The sequence below is a fragment of the Micromonospora sp. NBC_00898 genome (assembly GCF_045207895.1).
Classification (GTDB): Bacteria; Actinomycetota; Actinomycetes; order Mycobacteriales; family Micromonosporaceae; genus Micromonospora.
Map to the genome: position 1 here is coordinate 5,955,523 of NZ_CP108775.1, position 21,647 is coordinate 5,977,169.

Here is a 21,647-nt window from a genome sequence, read left to right on the forward strand (position 1 = left end):
ACAGTCTGTGGGTAACCACTCGTGGACGGAGTGTGGTTTTCCACCGTCTGTGGAACAGGGGATGTGGACAACCGGGCGGTCCTGTGGACGAACATGACAGCGATCCTGGGCCCTGAAGCCGGTGCAGGGTCAAGCCGGGGACTCTACCCAGATGCGAAAAACGCCCGGCCGAGGCTCGCCGGGCGTCTCCTGCGCCAACTCCGGGGGGCGCCGGTGTGGCGTACGACTCAGGTGCTCTGCTTGATCCGGTTGGTCAGCTCGGCGATCTGGTTGTAGAGCGAGCGCCGCTCCGCCATCTGCTGGCGGATCTTCCGGTCGGCGTGCATGACCGTGGTGTGGTCCCGGCCGCCAAAGGCCTGCCCGATCCGGGGCAGCGACAGCTCGGTCAGCTCCCGACACAGGTACATGGCCACCTGGCGGGCGTTGACCAGCACCCGCGAGCGGGACTGGCCGCGCAGGTCCTCCAGGCTCACCCCGAAGTAGTCCGCGGTGGAGGCCATGATCTGGTCGGCGTTGATCTCCGGTCCGGCACCGTCCGGCATGAAGTCCCGCAGCACCTCCTCGGCCAGCGACAGCTCGACCGACGAGCGGGTGAGGCTGGCGAACGCGGTGACCCGGATCAGCGCCCCCTCCAGCTCCCGGATCGAGTTCGACACCCGGGAGGCGATGAACTCCAGCACGTCCGGTGGGGCGTACATCCGCTCCTGCGCGGCCTTCTTCTGCAGGATCGCGATCCGGGTCTCCAGGTCCGGCGGCTGGATGTCGGCCAGCAGCCCCCACTCGAACCGGGTCCGCATCCGGTCCTCCAGCGTGGCGAGCTGGCGCGGCGACCGGTCGGAGGTGATCACGATCTGCTTGTTGGCGTTGTGCAGGGTGTTGAAGGTGTGGAAGAACTCCTCCTGCGTCCGCTCCCGGTTCTCCAGGAACTGGATGTCGTCGATCAGCAGGATGTCGACATCGCGGTAGCGGCGCTGGAACGCGCTGGTCTTGTCGTCCCGGAGCGAGTTGATGAAGTCGTTGGTGAACTCCTCGGTCGAGACGTACCGGACCGAGCGGGCGTTGCCGAGGGTGGTGGCGTAGTGCCCGATGGCGTGCAGCAGGTGGGTCTTGCCCAACCCGGAATGGCCGTAGATGAAGAGCGGGTTGTACGCCTTCGCCGGTGACTCGGCCACCGCGACGCTCGCGGCGTGCGCGAAGCGGTTCGACGAGCCGATGACGAACGTCTCGAACATGTACTTCGGGTTGAGCCGGTTGCCGCTCTCCGCGCCACCGGGGCGGCGGTCGTCCCGCCCGCCCGCCCGGCGATCCACGCCGCCGCGACCCGGTCCGCTGTCTGTACCGCCGTCCCGGGGCAGGCCGCCCAGCGGCTGCGGGTCGGCGGCGGCGTTCTCCCGGTACCGGGGCTCGTACCCGCGGGTGTCGGCGGCCGGCGGCTCGGCCCGGGCGGCCCGTTCGTCGAAGCCCCGGCGCTCGGGGGCCGGGCGGCGCGCAGCGGCTCGGCGAAGGCGGCGCCGAACAGGGTGTCCTGGCCGTCCCGACTGGCCGGGATGAGCTGTGGCCGGCCGGCGTCGGCGGTGCGCTGCCGGGGCGCCGGTTCCTCGGCTTGCGGCTCGGGCCGCGCCTCCGGGTAGCCGGGTTCGTCGCCCCGCGACGGGTAGCCGGGTTCGTCGCCGCGGGCGGGGTAGCCGGGTTCGTCGCCGCGGGCCGGGTAACCGGCCTCGTCAGCTCGGGTCGGATAGCCGGCCTCGTCACCCCGGGGCGGGTAGGCGAGCCCGGGGAAGGGGGTGCCGGCCGGGGCCGGGCCGGGCTGGTCGAAGCCGGCGAGCAGGTCCTGGGGGGCGTCGAGGTCGGCCGGCTCGGGGCCGGTCCGGTAGACGGTGCCCGGGGGCCGGGCGGCGGGATCCTCGGCGACGCGCACGGTGACGGCGACCTGGATGGCCCGGCCGAGCCGGCGGCTGAGCGCCTCGGTGATGGCCGGGCGGAGCCGCGACTCGATCACGTCCCGGGTGAAGGCGTCCGGGACGGAGAGCAGGGCGGTGTCCTCGACGATCGCCCGCAGCCGGGTGAGGCGCAGGTACGCCCGTTGCTGCGCGGAGATGATCTCGTCGGCGAGTTCGTCGGTCGCCGCCGCCCACACCGCGGCGAGGTCGGTCGCTCCGGTCACCGTCGTGCCACCCCCTCGCCTCTGCTCCCGGCCGCCGCTGATGTCCAGCGACCGTTCCGGGCCCGCCACCGCGTTCGCGCGGGTGTACGTCACACCCACCCGGACGGCTGACCGGTCGTCATCCACAAGTTATCCACAGCCTGTGTGTACCGACCGATTGTGGCCGCCCATCGGACGCGGGTCGGACCTGCCCCCTGATCCACGGGAGGCGCTGAAGCGGGTTCACCGTGCCGAACGATTCACTACCTTGTCCGGTCTTTCCTGTCAGCGACAACCCGGACCCCCGACGCTGACCGCAATCGGGCACGCTAACAGCGCGGACCCTGCGTCATCAACCGTCAACGCGCTGGCACCCTTGTCAACATCAGTGAAAACCGCCCCTTCGGTCGTGCTGGAGGGCGCGGCGACGGGCGCGGGTGTGATGTTTGACGGTCATTGCCCCCCTGCGTAGGCTGGAGCGGCTGCTCTCTCGCCCTCTGCTAGGGTGATGGGTGTTTGCTGTCCGCGGTCGCTTCCCCGCATCGCCGAGGTCCCGCATCGCCGGGCAGCACCGATCGTGGGCCACCGCCGAGGTGGCCTGGACCACCACACGACCCCGGGCGATCCCCCGCGTGGGGCGTACGAAAACGGAGAGCCTGACGTGAGCAAGCGCACCTACCAGCCGAACAACCGCCGGCGCGCGAAGACCCACGGCTTCCGGCTGCGCATGCGCACCCGTGCCGGCCGCGCCATCCTTTCGACCCGTCGCGCCAAGGGCCGCACCCGCCTGTCGGCCTGAGGCCGACCGGTCCGGTCCGGGGAGGTGGGCAGTCGTGCTGGCCGCCGCACAGCGACTGCGGCGCAGTAGCGACTTCGCCGCAGCGGTCCGGGGTGGCCGACGTGTCGGCCGCGGTGCCGTCGTGGTGCACCTGACCCTCCCCCCGAACACCGGACCCACCGCGACAACCTCGCCGGAGCCGGCGCGGAACACCGGTGCGGAGACCTCCGCACCGAGCTGCGCCGGCTTCGTCGTGTCCAAGGCGGTCGGCAACGCCGTGGTCCGGAACAAGGTCCGCCGCCGGCTCCGGCACCTGGTCCGCGAGCGGCTCGACCAGCTCCCCGCCGGGAGCACCCTGGTGGTACGCGCACTGCCCGCGACCGCCGAGGCGCCGTACGCCCGGCTCGGGGCCGACCTGGACGCCGCGCTCGCCGCGGCGCGGGCCCCGCGCGGTCGGCGGTCCCGTTGAGCGGCGAAAACGCCACCCCGCGGCCTTTGGCAACCGGTGCCCGAGTGCTGTTGGCGCCCATCGTCGCGTACCGTCGTTGGATAAGCCCGGCGCTGCCGGCCCGCTGTCGGTTCTACCCGTCGTGCAGTGCCTACGCCGTGGAGGCGGTCTCCCGGCACGGTGCGCTCCGGGGGGCCTGGCTGTCGGTCCGGCGGTTGTCGCGCTGCCACCCCTTTCACCCAGGTGGACACGACCCGGTGCCGGAGCCGGGCGGCCGCCGTCGTGCCGATGTGACTGGAGCCTGAGAATTGAGTCTCGACTGGGTCTACTACGCGATTTCGTGGATCCTGCTGACCTGGCACTCGGCCTGGGACGCCATCGGGGTGTCGGTCGACGCGGTGATCGGTACGAACTGGTCCTGGATCCTGGCCATCATCTTCCTGGTGGTCACGGTCCGGGTGATCCTCTTCCCGGTCTTCGTCAAGCAGATCAAGTCGCAGCGGGCGATGCAGGCGCTCCAGCCCAAGGTCAAGGAGCTCCAGGAGAAGCACAAGGGTGACCGGGAGACGCTCCAGAAGGAGATGATGGAGCTCTACCGGAAGGAAAAGGCCAACCCGCTGATGGGCTGCCTTCCGATGTTCCTCCAGATCCCCGTCTTCCTCGGCCTCTTCCACACGCTGCGGCGGCTCGACCCGGGCAAGACCCAGAAGACCCTCTACGGCTGGACCGTGGAGCAGTTCGACAGCGCCGCGAACGCCAAGCTCTTCAGCGCCCCGATCGCCGGTAAGTTCGGCTCCACGGCGGACGAGCTGGCCCGGCTGGGGGCCAGCGGCCACACTGTCAAGATCGTGGCCGGCATCCTGGTCGCGATCATGATTGCGACGACCTATATGACCAGCCGGCAGATGATCCTCAAGACCGGCTGGGCGGAGGACCCGCAGCAGCGGATGGTCCAGCGGCTGATGCTCTACGGCATCCCGGTGTCGCTGCTGGTCTCCGGCTCGATCTTCCCGATCGGCGTGATCATCTACTGGGTCACCAACAACCTCTTCACCCTCGGGCAGCAGCAGTGGGTGCTCCGCAAGTTCCCGCCGCTGGTGACGGCCAAGCCCAACGCCACCGGCCGTACCGCCCAGCCGGCGAAGACCGGTGGCCTGCTCGGCCGTAAGGCCGCCCCGGCACCGGCGAAGCCGCAGGTGACCACCCCGAAGGTGGCCGGCCCCAAGCCCGGCGCCAAGCCGGTCAACCCGAAGAAGACCCGCCCGGTCAAGCGGCAGGGCTGAGCCTCCGGGCCGCCGTCGGGACCCCCGGCGGCGGCCCTTTCCGGCCCCGTGCAGCCGCCGTACGGTCGGCGCCGGGCCGGAACCGCCGCGCGCAGCGCGGTCACGGGCGAAACTGCCCATACAGACGTGCCCGTGGGCACCGGCGAGACCTCCCGCCGGCCCCGGGAGACCAGCGGACCCGACGGTCCGGCCGAGCGAGTACGGAGATGAGACCGTGACCGACACCAGCATCCCCAGCGCCGACCAGTCCCTGGACGCGGAGACCGCGCCGGCCGCCGTCGCCGACGTCGACGTCGACACCGAGGAGACAGAGGCCGAGGCGACCCGGGAGAAGAAGGTGCCCGCCGAGAGCGAGCTGTTCCGGCAGAGCGAGATTGCGGCGGACTACGTCGAGGGCCTGCTCGACATCCTCGACTACGACGGTGACATCGACGAGCTGGTCTCCGGCGGCCGCCCGGTCGTCGAGGTCGTCGGTTCCAGCCTGCAGAACCTGGTCGGCCAGCGCGGCGCCACCCTGGAGGCGCTCCAGGAGCTGGCCCGGCTGGCGGTGTTCCGGCAGACCGGCGTGCCGAGCCGGCTGCTCCTCGACGTCGGCGGCTACCGCGCCACCCGGCGCAAGGAGCTCGCCGCAGTCGCCAAGAACGCGGTCGAGAAGGTCAAGGAGTACGGCGAGCCGGTGCGCCTCGAGCCGATGTCCGCGTTCGAGCGCAAGTGCGTGCACGATGTGGTCAACGCGATGAGCGGCGTGGAGAGCGAGTCCGAGGGCGTCGAGCCGAACCGGCGCATCATCGTCCGGCCGGCGGACTGACCGGGTGACCTACGACGAGACAACGGCGGGTGCCGTGTCCGGCCCGGGCGGTACGCCGTCCGGGCCGTCGCCTGTCCGGCCCGACCCCGCCGAGGAGCCGGGCGCGCCCGCCCCGCTCTTCTCCGACGGCACGACCGACGCCGTGTCTCCGCCCCCGGGCGGCCCGGCCGCGCCGGCCGGCACGCCCTTCTCGGGTACGCCGTCCGGCCCCACGGGTGAACCGGCTCCGGCCGCGCCGGCGGGTTCGGCCGAACCGGCCTTCTCCGGTACGCCGACTGGCCCCGCCGGGCCGGCCGTCGTCGACGTCCCGATCGGCTCGGTCGACCCCGCCTTCGTCGACGTCCCGGCCGAGGCTGCCGATTCCGATGTCGATGACGTCCCCGGCACTGCCGAGTCCGCCGACGCGGACGCGTACGTGCGCACTGACGGCCCCGTCGGCACCGGCGCGCCGGCCGTCGCTGATGCGTCCGCCGCCACCGACAAACCGGCCGGCGCTCATGATCCGGCCGTGGCTGACCGGATGGATTCCGGCCTACCGGCCGGCGAGGCATCGCGCGGCCTCACGGCTGTGCCGGGCGGCCCAGCCGAAGGCGCGTCCGACGACGACCGGCTGCCCGACGACGATCGTCCGGCGCCCGCCGAGGTGATGCTTCCGCCCGAACTCGCGGAGGCGGCCCGTACCCTTTTCGGCGACCGGCTCGATCTCGCCGCCGCGTACGCCGAGCTGCTGGCGACGGACGGCGTGGTCCGCGGCCTGATCGGCCCGCGGGAGGCGCCCCGGATCTGGGAGCGGCACCTGCTCAACTGCGCCGCGATGGCCGAGCGGATCCCCCAGGGTGCGACCGTGCTCGACGTCGGCTCCGGCGCCGGGTTGCCAGGCCTGGTGCTGGCGATCGCCCGGCCCGACCTGACCGTCACGCTGATCGAGCCGCTCGCCCGGCGTACCTCCTTCCTCATCGAGGCGGTGCAGCACCTGGGTCTGGCCAAGATGGTGCGGGTCTTCCGGGGACGGGCGGACGAGGCGGCGACGGGCTCGCGCGACACGTCACCGCTCAGCGGCGACATCGTCACCGCTCGCGCGGTGGCCCCGCTGGACCGGCTCGCCGCCTGGTGCCTGCCGCTGGTCGGGCGCGGCGGGCGGCTGGTCGCCCTGAAGGGCGCCTCCGCCGCCGAGGAGGTCGCCGAGCACGCCGAGGCGGTGACCCGGCTCGGCGGCGGGCAGCCGGAGGTGCACCGCTGTGGCGTCGGCGTGATCGAGCCGCCGGCGACGGTGATTGAGGTGGTCCGGGCGCGGGCGGTCGGCCCGGTCCGCAAGAAGGCCGCGGCGAGGCGGTCACGGGGTGGCCGCCGCGGTGGCCGCGGTGGGCGCGATCGCTGATCCCGTAACGGCTTCCGGCGGACGGTTCGGTCGTCGGAAACGTCGCGAGATGGCCGATCGATCAGAACCCGACGTGGACCCGCTGCGCCCGTCCGCCGTAGGCTGGCCGCGCGTCGATAGTGTGGAACGGCGGTGCCGGATGGCACCGGACCCCAACCGTTCCCGCCGGGCCGTACGCCGTGCGCTGAGAGCGCGGGACGGTCGATTGACGGGGTGCGGACCGACCATCCGGAGCGGGCAGGGATGACAGGTGCATGACGACGGCAGGTACGACGATCCACGGGTGACCGGGCCAGGAGGGCGATCCTCTGCCGCCGGTCCCGTTTCACGTGAAACCGACCACGAGGGCTGGCCCGGGGGTACGGAGTTCCGCGACCCGTCGCCGCGTCCGCCGGACCGCGACCCGGTGGTACGCGGCGACATCCCACCCGCCGGTGGGCTCCACCCGACCTCCGGCGTCCCGGCCAATCTCCCGCCGGCCGCCGGTGGGCCGCAGCCGACGTCGGGCGTACCGGCGAACCTGCCGCCCATGCGGGAAGCGCCTGAGTCGACGGGGCGTCCGGCCAACGTGGCCGACCCGAGGCCGGTCCCGCCGCGGCGGAACACCGCCGCCTCCGCCCGTTTCGAGCCTCCGCCCCCCGCACCGGGGGCGCCGGTGCCGCAGAAGCCGGCACCGCACACGGTGCCGGACGCCGGTCCGGTCGCGGTGGTCCGGACGGACACGCCACCGGTCACCGGCTATGAAGCCGAGGCCACCCCCAGCACGTACGTTTCACGTGAAACCCCGACGCGCGAAGAGGATGACCCACCGTTGGCTATGGAGGCTATGCGCGCCGTGCAGATCCTGAATCCCAGTGGCGAGGTGACCATGCCTCGGCCGGACCGGACCCGGGTCATGTGCGTCGCGAACCAGAAGGGCGGTGTGGGTAAGACCACGACCACGGTGAACCTGGCGGTGGCTCTGGCCCTGCACGGCAACCGGGTGCTCGTGGTCGACCTGGACCCGCAGGGCAACGCCTCCACCGGGCTGAACGTCCCGCACCACACCGGCATCCCCGACGTCTACGACTGCCTGATCGACAGTGTGCCCCTGGAGGAGGTCGCCCAGGCCGTCGAGGGCATCCCGAACCTGTGGTGCGTGCCGGCCACCATCGACCTGGCGGGTGCCGAGATCGAGTTGGTGTCGGTGGTCGCCCGGGAGTCCCGACTGGCCCGGGCCATCGCCGCCTACCCCGGCCACTTCGACTACGTCTTCATCGACTGCCCGCCCTCGCTCGGCCTGCTGACCGTCAACGCGTTGGTGGCCGCGCAGGAGGTGCTGATCCCGATCCAGTGCGAGTACTACGCGCTGGAGGGCCTGAACCAGCTGATCAACAACATCAACCTGGTCCGCCAGCACCTCAACCCGAAGCTCGAGGTCTCCACCATCCTGCTCACCATGTACGACCGTCGTACGCGGCTGGCCGACGCGGTGGAGCAGGACGTCCGGAACCACTTCGGCGACAAGGTGCTCCAGGCCGTGATCCCGCGGAACGTGCGCGTTTCCGAGGCGCCGAGCTACGGGCAGTCCGTGATGACCTACGATCCCGGTTCGCGGGGGGCGACGAGCTACTTCGAAGCCGCCCAGGAGATCGCCGAACGTGGGGTCAAGGAGCCGGTGAGCCGGAATGCGTAGCACGGAGAAGTCGCTGGGAGGCGTCGCATGAAGAACCGTCCTCGTGGCGGTCTGGGCCGAGGACTCGGGGCACTGATCCCGACCGCACCGGTGGAGCCGGCCGTTCCGGCGGCCGGTGAGTCGGAGGCCGTCGCCCCGGCCACAGTGGGAACTGCCGCGCCGACGCCCTCGGCGGCCGTCGCCCCCGCGGCGGAGTCCGGGCCGCAGCTGAGCCCGGTCCCGGGTGCCCGGTTCGCCGAGATCCCGGTCGACGCGATCGTGCCGAACCCCAAGCAGCCCCGTCAGGTCTTCGACGAGGAGGCGCTGGAGGAGCTGAAGACCTCGATCCAGGAGGTCGGGTTCCTCCAGCCGATCGTCGTACGCCAGCTCGACGACGAGAAGTACGAGCTCGTCATGGGTGAGCGGCGCTGGCGGGCGGCTCAGGCGGTCGGCCGGGAGAGCATCCCGGCCATCGTCCGGGACACCAAGGACGACGCGATGCTCCGGGACGCGCTGCTGGAGAACATCCACCGCGCCAACCTGAACCCGCTGGAAGAGGCGGCCGCGTACCAGCAGCTGCTGGAGGAGTTCGGCGCCACCCACGAGGAGCTGGCCCGCCGGATCGGCCGTAGCCGACCGCAGATCTCCAACACGATCCGTCTGATGAACCTCCCGGCTCAGGTGCAGCGGCGGGTCGCCGCCGGCGTCCTCTCCGCCGGTCACGCCCGGGCGTTGCTCAGCCTCGATGACGCCGACGCCCAGGAGCAGCTCGCGCTGCGGATCGTCGCTGAGGGGATCTCGGTACGGGCTACCGAGGAACTGGTGGCCCTGGCGCTGGCCGACGGGCCGGCGAAGACCCCGGCCGCCAAGCGCCGACCAAAGCCGCATGCCCCGGCACTGACCGACCTGGCGGACCGGCTCTCCGACCGCTTCGACACCCGGGTGAAGGTCGACATCGGCCGGAGCAAGGGGAAGATCACCATTGAGTTCGCGACGGTCGACGACCTGGAGCGGATTGTGGGCATCATCGGCGTCGGGCAGGAGGAGCAGCCCGAGGAGTGATCTCCCCGCCTCGGCCTCGGCCGCGCGGTCCCGCCTCGGGACCACGCGGCCGTTCTTTTTCGGCAGGACCGCGGCTCGACCGCATCGGACCGCGGCCCGACCGTGCCCGAGCGCCACAGGGCCCTCAGCGCGTTCGGAGGCCCGGGGCGGCTGGTCCGGTCGGTGATCCGGCCGCAGTGGCCGCACCGGGCCGCTCAGGGCCCTTCCCGCCCGAGCTGTGCGGCCCGCTCGCCTGCCGTGCGCCGCTGCGGGTGGCGTTCGGTGAAGCTGAGTTCCTGACCGGATCTCTTCGACCGCCTGTCAAGCACGTCCCGCCACACCCAGGTTTCCAAGTTCCTGCCGGGGTCGTTTCACGTGAAACCGCGATCCGCCTCGTCGGTTCGAGGTCGGCGGGTGGGCTGGCGGGGCGGTGGGGACGGTGCGCGAATCGTCCGCGTCCCAACAGCGGCGACTCAGGGCGGCAGCTCTGGATCCACCATCGAAGCTGCGGACAGGTCGGCGAGGCAACTTGAGGGGCCGGCGGGACCGCAGTCCAGTCGCGGCTGGGCCCAGCCGTTGCCCGGGCCCAGCTGCCTCGCGATAGACGCGCGCCCCGCGACCCGGCGCCACAGCGACTCCATTACAACGGCGGGAGCGGCGGTGGGTGGTCGGGTGCAGACACTGAATCGTGCCCGAGGAGGTCGCAGCGGGCCTTGCGGCTGGCCGGCGTCGCCCATGTCGTTGTCCGGTGACCGGGTTCCAAGAGTGCCGCGAGGAGGAGGGCTGGGACGCGGATCGGGCTCAGGCAGAACCGCTCAACGAGTCGCAGCCGTTTCACGTGAAACGCCACTGGCGCCCGCATCAGATCCGGCCGTGCCGTCCGTCCTCGCCTCTCGGCCTTTGGCGGCTCGGGTGAGCCGCCCAGCCTGTCCCGCCGACTCCCGGTGCGCCCAGAGCCTGCCCGGCCGGCTGCCTTCACCGTCTACGCGGGTCCCGTCGAGGGCGTCGCCGGCCCGTCGAAAAGACCCGGCCCGGGGCGGTGCCGATCCCGGGCCGGCTCGTTAGGAAGAGAGGGTTCAGCGGGAGGCGCGGCATGCCGGGGAACGCCCGGTCGGCACCGGCCAAGTTATCCACAACGGTTTTCCACAGGCACCCTCCGTTTCACGTGAAACAGCGCTGAGAAACGCGTGCTGACCTGTGGATGACGCGGTGTGCTGGTGATCTCAGCACCCTGTGGACAACGCGGTTGGCGGGGCTGGGCAGCGCCGGCGTGAGCCGGTCAGGCGGTCTCCCCTGATCGACGAGTCGCGCTGCGCACGTCCCAGACGACAGGCGACGAATCAGGTAGGGACAGGGGTCGTCGTCTCCGTTAGGGTCAGCGTCGTGCAGGACACCCCTCCCTCAGTTCCGGACTTCACCCAGTGGCCCTCCTTCCCCTTCGAAGGGGACCTTCGGGTCAAGCAGCTCGACGATCCGGTCCCGGTCGAACCTCCCCGCCGTGGTGAGGGCAATCGGGAATGCACCGCCTGCAACGCGCTCGACGAGGCCTACATCTGGGTGGGCGAGCGATGGCGGGTGCGGGCGATGGACCGCCCCACCGGCCTGCCGATGGTGCTGATCCTGGAGTCGCGGTCGCACCTCGATCTCGGCGATCTGCCCAACCTGCTCGCCGCCGAGCTGGGCGTCATGACCGTACGACTCGAGCGCGCCATCCGGTCCCTCGACGGCGTCGCCCGGGTCCACGTCAACCGGTGGGGTGACGGCTCGGCGCACCTGCACATGTGGTTCCTCGCCCGGCCGTACGGGCGGCTTCAGCTGCGCGGCACGTTCCTCTCGCTCTGGGACTCGATCCTGCCGCCGATCTCCGAGGCGCGGTGGCGAGAGAACCTGGCCATGGTCGCCGCCTGGCTGGCCGAGTTCGGCGGTCGCCCGCTGGCTGAGCCGCCGCGCATCCAATGGCAGGCGCCGTCGAGTCTCTCCGCAATGACGGCGACGGACGCCGCCGGCGACGAAGAGGAGGCCGTCTCCGTCATCGAGGCGGCCGAGGAGATCCCGGAGCCGGCGGCCGGAAGTGACGAGGAGCCGGCGAGGGAATCCGACGAGGAGCCGGAGAGCAGCACCGAGGAAAAGTTGGAGACCGACGCCGACGAGAAGCCGCAGAGCGGGAACGACGAGGAGCCGGAGAGCGACTCCCGCACGGGCTGAGACCAAAGCCGGCCGATCATCGGGGCCGGGCCGGGCCGGGCCGGACCAGCGCCGGCGGGGTCAGGTCAACCGGGTCAGGTCAGCGCGGGCCGGGTCAGGTCAGCGCGGGCCGGATCCGGGCCGGGCGGGCGGCGGTCGATCAGGGACGGCGGGCGGCGGCTCGGGTCACCAGCGACCCGAGCACCCGGCCGAAGTCCAGGCCGGCCGCCTGGATGGCCAGCGGCAGCAGCGAGGTCTCCGTCATCCCCGGGGAGACGTTGACCTCCAGCACGTGCGGCTGCCCCGAGGCGTCGACGATCAGGTCGACCCGGGAGAGATCGCGCAGGCCGAGCGCGGTGTGCGCGGCGAGCGCCACCTCGGCCACGCGCTCGGTCACCTCCGGGTCGAGCCGGGCGGGGGCGTGCCAGGTGGTCCGGCCGGCGGTGTAGCGGGCGGCGTAGTCGTAGACGCCGTTGCGAGGCACGATCTCGACCGGCGGGAGCGCCTGCGGGCCCGCGCCGAGGTCGAGCACCGACACCGCCACGTCCATGCCGGGCACGTAGCGCTCCACCAGCGCCGTCTGGTCGTACGCGAAGCAGCCCACCATCGCGGCCGGGAGCGACCCGGCGTCCCGGACCACCGCGGCCCCCAGGCCGGAGCCGCCCTGCGCGGGCTTCACCATCAGCGGTAGGCCGAGCCGCTCGACGATCCGGTCCAGCACCGCCACCGCGCCCAGCTCGGAGAAGCGGTCGTGCGGCAGCGCCACCCAGTCGGGGGTGGGGATGCCGGCCTCGCGGAGCACCGCCTTCGCGGACGGCTTGTCCCAGGCGAGTCGGGAGGCGCGGGCGTCGCAGCCGACGTACGGGACGTCGCAGAGGTCGAGTACGCCGCGCAGCGAGCCGTCCTCGCCGGTGGCGCCGTGCAAGGCGATCACCACCGCGTCCGGCGGGTCGGCCGCCAGGGCCGGCAGCAGGGCTACGTCGGCGTCCCGCAGTTCGGCCTCCACGCCGACGGCCCGCAGCGCGTCGAGGACCCGCCGGCCGGACCGCAGGGAGACGTCCCGCTCGTAGGAGAGCCCGCCGGCGAGCACCAGGACGTGCAGTTCGGCGGCGACGGCGGGATCGGTCACGAGAGTCCGGGCGGAGGTGACGGCCATGCGGGAATCATGCCAAGTCGGGACCCGGCGTGTCGGAGCCGCCCTGTCGGCGACGGACCCCGGCCCCGCCGACCGTCCCGAAGACCCGGCGCATGGCGATGTCCTGCTCCATCACGCCGGCCAGCCGGCGCACGCCCTCCCGGATCCGCTCCGGCGGCGGGAAGGAGAAGTTGATCCGCATGTTGCCGCCGCCCGCGCCGTCGGCGTAGAAGCCGGTGCCCGGCACGTACGCCACCCGGGCGGCGATGGCCCGCGGCATCATCGCCTTCGAGTCGAGGCCGTCGGGCAGCGTGGCCCAGACGAAGAGGCCGCCGCCGGGGGTGGTCCAGGTGGTGCCGGCCGGCATCAGGTCCGCCAGCGCGTCGAGCATCGCGTCGCGGCGCTCCCGGTAGACCTCCCGGTACACCTTCAGCTGCTGCCGCCACGGCATGGTGCCGAGGTACGTCGAGACGGCCGCCTGGGCGTACCCGCTGGGGCAGAGGATCTGCGCCTCGCTGGCGATGACCAGCTTGTCGCGGACCGCGTGCGGGGCCAGGATCCAGCCCACCCGCAGGCCGGGGGCGAAGGTCTTGGAGAAGGTGCTCAGGTAGAACACCCCGTGCCGGCGCCGGGCCCGCAGCGGCGCGGGGGCGTCCCCCTCGAAACCGAGCTGGCCGTACGGGTCGTCCTCCACCACCAGCAGGCCGGCGCGCTCACAGATGTCGAGCACCCGTTCGCGGCGCTCCTCGCTCAGCGTCACACCGGTGGGGTTCTGGTAGGTCGGGATGGTGTAGAGGAACTTCACCCGCCGCCCGGCCCGGGCCAGGTCGGCGATGGCGGTCTCCAGCGCCTCCGGGATCAGCCCGTCGTCGTCCATTGGCACGTGCACCACCTGGGCCTGGGCGGCCTGGAACACCCCGAGTGCCCCGACGTAGGTCGGGCCCTCGGCGAGCACCACGTCACCCGGGTCGAGGAAGAGCCGGGCCACCAGGTCCAGCGCCTGCTGGCCGCCGACGGTCACCACCACGTCCTCCGGCGAGGCGCCGCAGGCCGCGTCGATGCCCGAGAGGGCCATCACCTCGCAGATCCGCTCGCGCAGCTCCAGCGTGCCCTGGCCGATCCCGTACTGGAGGGTGGTGGCGCCGTGCTCCGAGCCGAGCCGGCCGAGCATCTCACCGACCGCGTCCAGCGGCAGCGCCGCGATGTAGGGGGCCCCACCGGCGAGCGAGACGACCTCCGGCCGGCTGGCCACCGCGAACAGCGCCCGGATCTCGGAGGCAGTCATCCCCCGGACTCGGCGGGCGTACCGGTCGGTGTAGTCGTCGAGCGTCGTGCCGGTCATGACATCACCTCGATCGGGTGTCGGCGGGGCTGCCGCCCGGTGTGGTACCCACGATGCCGGCGACCATGGCGGCGCGGGGCCGGTTGGTCGATGGTAGTCCCCGCCGGCCCGCCCGGGCGTGGTACATGAGGGTGCTTCCACATCCCGGACCGGCCCGTACCGGCTCGGGCGGGGCGTTGGCGCGTCCCCTCCCGTACGGTCGGGGAGCGGCGTACGATCGCTCGTCGGGGGCAGGATGCGGTGCCGGACCGTGGTGTTTCACCTCCGAGCCTAGTTGTGGGGTGCGTTGATGTCGCGACGTCTGGTCAGTCTGACCCTCGACACCCTGGAGGACCTGCCCCGCCCGTGCCGGCAGTGTGTCTACTGGGAGCTGGACCCGGTCTCCGCCGACCGGGCGTGCGCCGTCGGTGACCCCGGGCTGGAGAAGGAGGCCTGGGTCTCCCAGACGCTGCTGGAGTGGGGTTCCTGCGGCAAGCTCGCGTACGTCGACGGCATGCCCGCCGGCTTCGTCATGTACGCCCCACCGGCGTACGTCCCGCGCTCGATGGCCTTCCCCACCTCGCCGGTCTCCGCGGACGCCGCGCTGCTGATGACCGCCAACGTGGTCCCCGCCTTCGCCGGGGGCGGGCTGGGCCGGATGCTCGTCCAGGGCGTCGCCCGGGACCTCACCAAGCGCGGCATCAAGGCGATCGAGGCGTTCGGGGACGCCAAGTTCGGCGATGGGGACGACCCGACCAGGGCGTGTGTCGCGCCGGCCGACTTCTTCCTGTCGGTGGGCTTCAAGACGGTCCGCCCGCACCCCCGCTACCCGCGCCTGCGGCTGGAGTTGCGCACCGCGCTGAGCTGGAAGTCAGACGTCGAGTACGCGCTGGAGAAGCTGCTGGGCTCGATGAGCCCGGAGACGCTGCTGCGCCCGGTGCGCCCGGCGCCAGCCACCCGGTCCAGCGGGCTCTGAGGTCGGCTCAGTCGACCACCGTGCCGGCGGCCACCACCGCCCGGAGTTCGCTCACGTCGATCGAGCCGGTCGGCACGTCCCGCTCGACCGGGAAGTACATCCGCTGCACCGCGGCGATGATCGCCTCGACCACCCGGTCGCGGAACCGGGGGTCGACCAGCCTGGCACGGTCCTCCGGGGAGGTCAGGTAGCCCACCTCGACCCGTACCGCCGGCATCCTGGTCAGCCGCAGCAGGTCCCACGTCTTGGCGTGGGTGCGGCAGTCACGCAGCCCGGTCCGGGCCACGATCTCCCGCTGCACCAGGCCGGCGAGGCGTTCCCCGGTGGCCGAGGTGACGCCGTTGTCGGTGCCGTAGTGGTAGGTGGCCACCCCGTTCGCCGCCGGGTTGGGGTGGCCGTCGGTGTGCAGCGAGATGAAGACGTCGGCGCCGAGCGAGTTGGCCAGCTCCGCCCGGTCCGCGTCGGGCAGGCAGGTCTCCGGGGCCGGGCCGCGGGTGAGCTGCACCCGCACCCCGGCGGCGGCGAGCCGCCCCTCCAGCCGGCTGGCCAGGTCGTGGACGAGGTCCGCCTCGGTCCAGCGCACCAGGCCGTCCGGGACCACCTCGCCCGGGTCGGTGCCGCCGTGCCCGGGGTCGATGACCACGGTCCGGCCGACCAGCGTCGGCCCGGCCTGCCGGATCGCGTCCGACTCGCGCAGCCACTGCGGGCGCCCGCCGACCACCTTCCGGCCGAGGCGGCGCAGTGCGTTCATGGTGTGCGGGCCGCAGGAGCCGTCCGGCTTGAGCCCCATCTCGCGTTGGAACTGGGCGACCGCGCGGGAGGTGCGGATGCCGTAGATGGCGTCGGCGCGACCCACGTCGTACCCCATCTCCAGCAGGCGTTCCTGGAGCGAGCGGACGTCCTCGCCGATCAGCGGCTCCGGCACGGCGTGGTAGAGCGTGCGGGCCCCGAGCCGCCAGCGGGCCGCGTCGAGCGCCTGCCAGGTTTCCGTGCCGACCCGACCGTCCACGCTCAGGCCGCGGGACTGCTGGAAGGCGCGGACGGCGCGTTCCGTCTCCGGGTCGAACTCGTCGCCGTGGCCGCCGGAGGGAAGTAGGTCGAGACCGGTGAGGACGGTACGGATCTCCGTCACCGCGGGCCCCCGGTCACCGGGTCGGATCGGACGCAACGCACGACCCCCTCTGCGCGGATGCTGGCTGACCGGGCCCGCGTGCGCACGAGGCGAGGCGCTGCGGGTGCTTACGGAGCGTACCGTGGGCGGTTACGGACGGCTCCGGGTTCGCGCAGGTAGCGGAGCCGCCGGCGGGCCGGACGGGGAAAGAGGAAACCCCCGCGCCCGGGGTCGGGCACGGGGGTTCCGCGGATCGGGCGTCGGATCTACAGCGCCGACTCGATGAGCTTGACCAGCTCGCCCTTCGGCTTGGCGCCGGCGATGGACTGCACCGGCTCGCCGTTCTTGAAGACGGTGAGGGTCGGCACGGACATCACCCGGTAGGCCCGCGCGGTCTCGGGGTTCTCGTCGATGTTGAGCTTGACGATGGTGACCTGGTCACCCATCTCGCCCGCGATCTCTTCCAGCAGCGGCGACACCTTGCGGCACGGCCCGCACCACTCCGCCCAGAAGTCCACCAGAACCGGCTTGTCGGACTTCAGCACGTCGCTCGCGAAGCTCGCGTCGGTGACCGCCTTGGTTGCTCCCACTATGAACCCCTCCTCCGGGAACTGCTCTACGAAGATGTTTCAGCCTTGCAGGGTGGCGATGAAGCGCTCGGCGTCGAGGGCGGCGGCACAGCCCGTACCGGCCGCCGTGATCGCCTGCCGGTAGGTGTGGTCGACCACGTCACCGGCGGCGAAGACACCCGGGACGCTGGTCCGGGTGCTGGGCGCCTGCACCTTCACGTACCCCTCGTCGTCGAGTTCCACCTGGTCACGGAAGAGCTCACTGCGCGGGTCGTGGCCGATCGCCACGAAGACACCGGTGACGTCCAGCACCTTGTTGTCGCCGGTGTGCACGTTGCGGACCCGGACCCCGCTGACCTTGCCGTCGGCGCCGAGGATCTCCTCGACGGTGCTGTTCCACTCGACCTTGATCTTGTCGTTGCCGAGCGCGCGACCGGCCATGATCTTGCTGGCCCGGAACGAGTCGCGGCGGTGGATGATCGTCACGGAGTCGGCGAACCGGGTGAGGAAGCTGGCCTCCTCCATCGCCGAGTCGCCACCGCCCACCACCACGATGTGCTGGTTGCGGAAGAAGAAGCCGTCACAGGTGGCGCAGGACGACACGCCGTGGCCCAGGTACTCCTGCTCACCCGGCACGCCCAACGGACGCCAGGCGGAGCCGGTGGAGAGGATCACGGCCTTCGCCCGGTACGCGGTCTCGCCCACCCACACGGTGCTGACCGCACCGGAGCCGGTGTCGCCGGTGTCCTTCAGCTCGACCCGGGTGACGTCGTCGGTCAGAAACTCGGCGCCGAACCGCTCCGCCTGCTTGCGCATGTTGTCCATCAGCTCGGGACCGAGGATGCCGTCCGCGAAGCCGGGGAAGTTCTCCACCTCAGTGGTGGTCATCAGCGCGCCGCCGGACTGCACGCCCTCGATGATGAGCGGCTTGAGGTTGGCGCGCGCGGCATAGACCGCCGCCGTGTAACCGGCCGGCCCGGAGCCGATGATGATCAGGTTGCGGACCTCGTCCACTGCCGTCTCCCGATGTGTGTGTTCGTCATCCGTTCCGGCCGCTCTGCCGCCGGGACGATGTCGATCCGAGTGCCGACGGCTCAGCGGCGTCGGCGCCTGACTTGCAGAACGTCATCGTACGAAGCGGCGATTCCCGAACCGGTCATCCGGTGGGTCACGTCACGTGGAACGGCAGCCGCCGATGACCGCGACCTCACCCTACCCGCGTTCGGAACCGGGTGTCCGCGCCGGACCCGGGCACGCCGCACTCCGGTCCACTCACCCACGCCCAGCGTGCGCCGCCTGTGTCGACGAGGGTGACGACCAGCGCCGGCCGCCCCTGGAACGACGCGTAGTCGACCACGGTCACGGTCACCGGCCCGCTCCCGTGCTCTGCGCTGATCTCCCGCAGGCAGGCGTCCAGCGCGTCTCGGCCGGTGAGCCGGTCGAGCCCGCCGACGGCGGAGAGCCGCCGGCCGTCCTGCGCCGCCGCGGTGGACTTCTCGGCATCGCCGCCCGCCGCCGGGGGCACCGTCGAGGGGCTCACGCCGGACAACAGCTCGGGGGTGTAGTCGGTGCCGCTGCGAAGCGGCGTGCCGGTCGTCTGGAACGGCTCGGCCGCCACCGCGTCGGGCGCGGCGGCGTTGTCGGCGGTCACCGCCGCGTCTTTGCCGGTGGCGACCAGCTGGTTGAGGCCCAGTCCGACCGCGGCGACCGATGCCGCCGCGACGACGACCGGACCGGCAACCCGCACCCAGCGCCGTGGCCGGCGTCCCGGCCCGGTGCCCCGGCCGGGACTCTCGACCGGTCGGCCCGTCCGGCCGGTACGCCGGTCCCCGGTCACCTGCGCCGGCACGGCACCGGACCCGACCTGCCCGCCCGCCCGGATCCTCCCGGCGTCGACCGGCCCCGCGTCGCGGCCGCCCGGTCGGCTCGCCGCCACCCCGTCGAGGGAGTCGGCGGCGGCGAGCGGGTCGGTCGCCGCGGCGGCGGAGGCCGGAGCTGCGGCGTCGGTGGGCGTCGGAGCCGGTCCGGCGCCGGCCAGCGCCGCGGCGATCCGGTCGGCGACGGCCAGCGGCATGTCGGGTACGGCAGCGGCGGCCCAGTCGGCCAGGTCGGCCCGGACCAGCTCCACCGCCGGCGCGAGCTCGGCGTACGCCCCGCCCCACGCCGGGTCCTCCTCGATCAGGCGGGCGACCCTGACCCGCTCCGGAGTGTCGTCCAGCGCCCCACCGACGTAGTCGGCGAGCAGGTCGTGGTCGACCTCGCTGAACTTCCCGGCGGTCACGGCTCCTCCTCGTTCGCGGACCGGGACCATCCCGGCGCCGATTCGACGCCCTCCGACGGTCGCGGGTTCCCCGCCGTGACGTGCGGCATGTCCGCGGCGGTACGGCCGGCCGGGCGCGGCACCGACGGCGCGCCGTCAGCCCCCGTGCGCAGGTGACCGAGGAGCGTGGCCAGCCGGGCCCGGCCCCGGGCGCAGCGGCTCTTCACGGTCCCCTCGGCGACGCCGAGGATGCGGGCCACCTCGGCCACCGGATAGCCCTGCACGTCCACCAGGATCAGCGCGGCGCGCTGCTCGGGCGGCAACTCGGCCAGGGCCTGCCGGACCACCAGCGCGGTGTCGTGGTCCCGGACCGGGGCGGCCGGTTCGACCCCGCCGGTGTGCCGGCCGGGCTCCCCGTCGGTGTGCACGCCGTCCGGCAGCGGGACGGTGGCGTGCGCCTGACGCCGGCGGATCCGGTCCAGGCAGGCGTTCACCACGATCCGGTGCAGCCAGGTGGTCACGGCCGAGTCACCCCGGAAACGGGCCGCCGCGCGGTGCGCGGAGAGCAGAGCGTCCTGGAGCGCGTCGGCGGCCTCCTCGCGGTCGCCGAGGGTACGCAGCGCCACCGCCCAGAGCCGGTCGCGGTGCCGGTGGAACAGCTCGGTGAAGGCGTCCCGGTCGCCGGCCACGTGGGCGCGGAGCAGCTCGATGTCGGTCGTCCCGGCGCCCGGCCCGGCGCGGGTCGGCACGGCCACCGGTGCGCCGCCCGTCGGCGCGCCGGCCCGTCCCTCGCCGCGGTCGCCCATCACCACGTCCGGCGGGCGTGGTGCCCGGGCAGCGGCGGCCGGTTCACGACCCCTGGACGGTGATCTCCTGGACACCGATCTTGTAGCCGCCGCCGCTGTCCTTCTGCGGCAGCTCGGTGAGCCAGAAGAGCAGGTAGCGGTACTTCTTGTCCGGGTCGAAGCCGTTGCTGAAGATCAGCGTGCTGCCCTCGGCCGGGGCGAAGCCGTCGCCGATCCGGTTCTTCACCGTCACGTACTCGGTGTACAGCTTCTTGTCACCGGAGGAGCTGGAGCCCCCCGGGTCGGTGGTGCCGGTGTAGAGCTGGGCGGTGGCGCCGCTGGCGGAGAGGATCGCCTGCACCGACTTGACCGTGTGCTCGGCGCCGAGGTCGATCCAGACGCCCATGCCCTTCTTGAGGCCGCCGAACTTGGGCGCGTTGTAGGTGTCGGTCTCCCAGCCTTCGTCCTCGCTGCCGTCGATCACCTTCTCGGCGTCGCCCAGCTCATTGCGGCTCCTGCTGTCCGGGTCGATGATCTGGACATCCTCCACGTTCAGCTTGCGCGCGGGGGCGGGCTCCGTGGGCTGGTCGGCCGGCGCGCTGTTGGACGGGCGGGCCACCGGCTCGGCCTTGGAGTCCTTGTCCTTACCGCCCAGCGCGCTGATCCCGATGAGCAGGCCGACCAGGGCCACCGCGAGCAGCCCGGCGATGCCCAGGGCCACCCTGCGGCCACCGGCGGCGGCGAGCGGCGACGGCTCCTCCTCGGTGTCCGCGGTGAAGCGCAGCGGACCCGCCTGGTTGAGGAAGTGCTCGTCGGCGGGGATGTCCAGCCGGCCCAGCTCGGCCGCGAGGACGTCCGAGGAGGGCGGGGCGATCTCCGGATCGAGCAGGTCCATGGTCAGGTCGTCGAGGTAGGCCGGCACCCCGGCCCGGACCTGCCGGGGAGCGGCGATCGCGCCAGCCGCGTCGCGTACGGCGTCCGGCAGCGCGGCCCGGCCGTGACCGGCGGTGGCGCCGTGCAGCGGCGCCTCCCCGTGCGGCCAGTGCCCGGTCAGGGCGAAGTAGAGCACCCCGCCGACCGCCCGGATGTCGTTCTCCTGGCTGTCCGCACCGTCGGTCCGCGCGTCGGCCAGCACCACTCGGCCGTCGTCGCTGATCATCGCGGTGCCCGGGTGCACGTTCCCGTGCACCATGCCGGTGGCGTGCACGGCGGCGAGGGCGCTGGCGACGGCGTTGCCGATGGCGGTCGCCCGGGCCGGGTCCAGGGGCCCGTCGCCGGTGACCAGCTCGCGCAGGGACTGGCCGTCCACCCACTCGCGGACCACGTACGCCCGGTCCGCCTCGTCGATCGCGTCGTAGACGCCGACCAGGTTGGGGTGGATGACCCGGCTGGCCGCGACGGCCGCCTGGAGCATCTCGGTGGCGGAGTCGCCACCCGGGTAGCGGAGGACCACCGCGACGGGACGGCGCAGCACTACGTCGACCCCGCGCCAGACCAGCCGGCCCGCGCTGTCGTTGTTGATGTGCTCGACCAGCTCGTACCGCTCGGCGAGGACCTCACCGGCCGTGGGAGCACCGAAGGTCATGACCGGCGGAGCAGACTCCTCCGCCTCCTGACCCTCGCCGACCTGGGTCACCCGTCCTCCCTCGGTGATCGTGTCGATCGATGGACCCGTGTTGCTGGGCATGTGGCTTCCCGCTCTGCCTTCGAAGGAACCGGCAGACCGGCGCCGACGCCCGCGTCCGTGCCTGCCGTACCCGTCGAGTGCGACCT

The 21,647-nt window shown here is 72.6% G+C and carries 18 protein-coding genes and 1 pseudogene; 10 read left to right on the forward strand and 9 right to left on the reverse strand.

Annotated features, from left to right (window positions below):
* Positions 1 to 227 precede the first annotated feature (227 nt).
* Positions 228 to 2,164, reverse strand: a pseudogene (gene dnaA / locus OG799_RS28960) (chromosomal replication initiator protein DnaA).
* A 640-nt stretch (positions 2,165 to 2,804) separates the two neighbouring features.
* Here dnaA and rpmH point away from each other — a divergent pair.
* The 9 genes from rpmH to OG799_RS29005 all read left to right on the forward strand — a co-directional run bounded on the left by rpmH (position 2,805) and on the right by OG799_RS29005 (position 11,738).
* Complete coding sequence (rpmH, locus tag OG799_RS28965) at positions 2,805 to 2,942, forward strand: 50S ribosomal protein L34 (RefSeq protein ID WP_067300964.1); 138 nt, start codon at positions 2,805 to 2,807, stop codon at positions 2,940 to 2,942.
* A 34-nt stretch (positions 2,943 to 2,976) separates the two neighbouring features.
* Positions 2,977 to 3,390 carry a ribonuclease P protein component gene (rnpA, locus tag OG799_RS28970; protein WP_406039481.1) on the forward strand — a complete coding sequence of 138 codons (414 nt, stop codon included), beginning with the start codon at positions 2,977 to 2,979 and terminating at the stop codon, positions 3,388 to 3,390.
* A 44-nt stretch (positions 3,391 to 3,434) separates the two neighbouring features.
* Entirely contained in the window at positions 3,435 to 3,674 is a 240-nt protein-coding gene (gene yidD / locus OG799_RS28975) for a membrane protein insertion efficiency factor YidD (RefSeq protein WP_406039483.1), read from the forward strand.
* 3 nt (positions 3,675 to 3,677) lie between these two features.
* Positions 3,678 to 4,652, forward strand: coding sequence for a membrane protein insertase YidC (yidC, locus tag OG799_RS28980; protein ID WP_406039485.1), 975 nt, complete (start codon positions 3,678 to 3,680; stop codon positions 4,650 to 4,652).
* A gap of 214 nt (positions 4,653 to 4,866) precedes the next feature.
* A complete protein-coding gene (locus OG799_RS28985) occupies positions 4,867 to 5,460 on the forward strand; it encodes a protein jag (protein ID WP_406039487.1) in 594 nt (197 codons plus the stop codon).
* Positions 5,461 to 6,106: 646 nt separating this feature from the next.
* Positions 6,107 to 6,838, forward strand: a complete 732-nt coding sequence (rsmG, locus tag OG799_RS28990) for a 16S rRNA (guanine(527)-N(7))-methyltransferase RsmG (RefSeq protein ID WP_406046438.1) — start codon at positions 6,107 to 6,109, stop codon at positions 6,836 to 6,838.
* Positions 6,839 to 7,367: 529 nt separating this feature from the next.
* The gene (locus OG799_RS28995) at positions 7,368 to 8,513 is read left to right on the forward strand and encodes a ParA family protein (RefSeq protein ID WP_406039489.1); all 1,146 of its coding nucleotides are present in this window, start codon (positions 7,368 to 7,370) and stop codon (positions 8,511 to 8,513) included.
* Positions 8,514 to 8,540: 27 nt separating this feature from the next.
* Positions 8,541 to 9,554 carry a ParB/RepB/Spo0J family partition protein gene (locus OG799_RS29000; protein WP_406039491.1) on the forward strand — a complete coding sequence of 338 codons (1,014 nt, stop codon included), beginning with the start codon at positions 8,541 to 8,543 and terminating at the stop codon, positions 9,552 to 9,554.
* 1,362 nt (positions 9,555 to 10,916) lie between these two features.
* On the forward strand, positions 10,917 to 11,738 hold the full coding sequence (locus tag OG799_RS29005) for a hypothetical protein (protein WP_406039493.1): 822 nt from the start codon (positions 10,917 to 10,919) through the stop codon (positions 11,736 to 11,738).
* Between the two features lie 139 nt (positions 11,739 to 11,877).
* Here the strand turns inward: OG799_RS29005 and OG799_RS29010 are convergent, their stop codons facing one another.
* Both OG799_RS29010 and OG799_RS29015 read right to left on the reverse strand, forming a co-directional pair.
* Positions 11,878 to 12,873, reverse strand: a complete 996-nt coding sequence (locus OG799_RS29010) for a D-alanine--D-alanine ligase (protein ID WP_406039495.1) — start codon at positions 12,871 to 12,873, stop codon at positions 11,878 to 11,880.
* Positions 12,874 to 12,880: 7 nt separating this feature from the next.
* The gene (locus OG799_RS29015) at positions 12,881 to 14,194 is read right to left on the reverse strand and encodes a PLP-dependent aminotransferase family protein (protein ID WP_406039497.1); all 1,314 of its coding nucleotides are present in this window, start codon (positions 14,192 to 14,194) and stop codon (positions 12,881 to 12,883) included.
* A gap of 289 nt (positions 14,195 to 14,483) precedes the next feature.
* Here OG799_RS29015 and OG799_RS29020 point away from each other — a divergent pair, with 289 nt between their 5' ends.
* Positions 14,484 to 15,149, forward strand: coding sequence for a GNAT family N-acetyltransferase (locus OG799_RS29020; protein ID WP_406039499.1), 666 nt, complete (start codon positions 14,484 to 14,486; stop codon positions 15,147 to 15,149).
* 7 nt (positions 15,150 to 15,156) lie between these two features.
* On the opposite strand, the gene OG799_RS29025 is transcribed toward OG799_RS29020, so the two are convergent.
* The 6 genes from OG799_RS29025 to OG799_RS29050 form a co-directional block, all read right to left on the reverse strand.
* Positions 15,157 to 16,317, reverse strand: coding sequence for an N-acetylmuramoyl-L-alanine amidase (locus OG799_RS29025; protein ID WP_406039501.1), 1,161 nt, complete (start codon positions 16,315 to 16,317; stop codon positions 15,157 to 15,159).
* A 209-nt stretch (positions 16,318 to 16,526) separates the two neighbouring features.
* The gene (gene trxA / locus OG799_RS29030) at positions 16,527 to 16,850 is read right to left on the reverse strand and encodes a thioredoxin (RefSeq protein ID WP_091199733.1); all 324 of its coding nucleotides are present in this window, start codon (positions 16,848 to 16,850) and stop codon (positions 16,527 to 16,529) included.
* Between the two features lie 39 nt (positions 16,851 to 16,889).
* Positions 16,890 to 17,843, reverse strand: coding sequence for a thioredoxin-disulfide reductase (trxB, locus tag OG799_RS29035; protein WP_406039503.1), 954 nt, complete (start codon positions 17,841 to 17,843; stop codon positions 16,890 to 16,892).
* 193 nt (positions 17,844 to 18,036) lie between these two features.
* The gene (locus OG799_RS29040; RefSeq protein ID WP_406039505.1) at positions 18,037 to 19,110 is read right to left on the reverse strand and encodes a hypothetical protein; all 1,074 of its coding nucleotides are present in this window, start codon (positions 19,108 to 19,110) and stop codon (positions 18,037 to 18,039) included.
* The gene (sigM, locus tag OG799_RS29045; RefSeq protein ID WP_406039507.1) at positions 19,107 to 19,895 is read right to left on the reverse strand and encodes an RNA polymerase sigma factor SigM; all 789 of its coding nucleotides are present in this window, start codon (positions 19,893 to 19,895) and stop codon (positions 19,107 to 19,109) included. Before sigM ends, OG799_RS29040 begins: the two co-directional genes overlap by 4 nt.
* Positions 19,896 to 19,938: 43 nt before the next feature.
* Positions 19,939 to 21,561, reverse strand: coding sequence for a protein kinase family protein (locus OG799_RS29050; protein WP_406039509.1), 1,623 nt, complete (start codon positions 21,559 to 21,561; stop codon positions 19,939 to 19,941).
* Between the last annotated feature and the right edge of the window lie 86 nt (positions 21,562 to 21,647).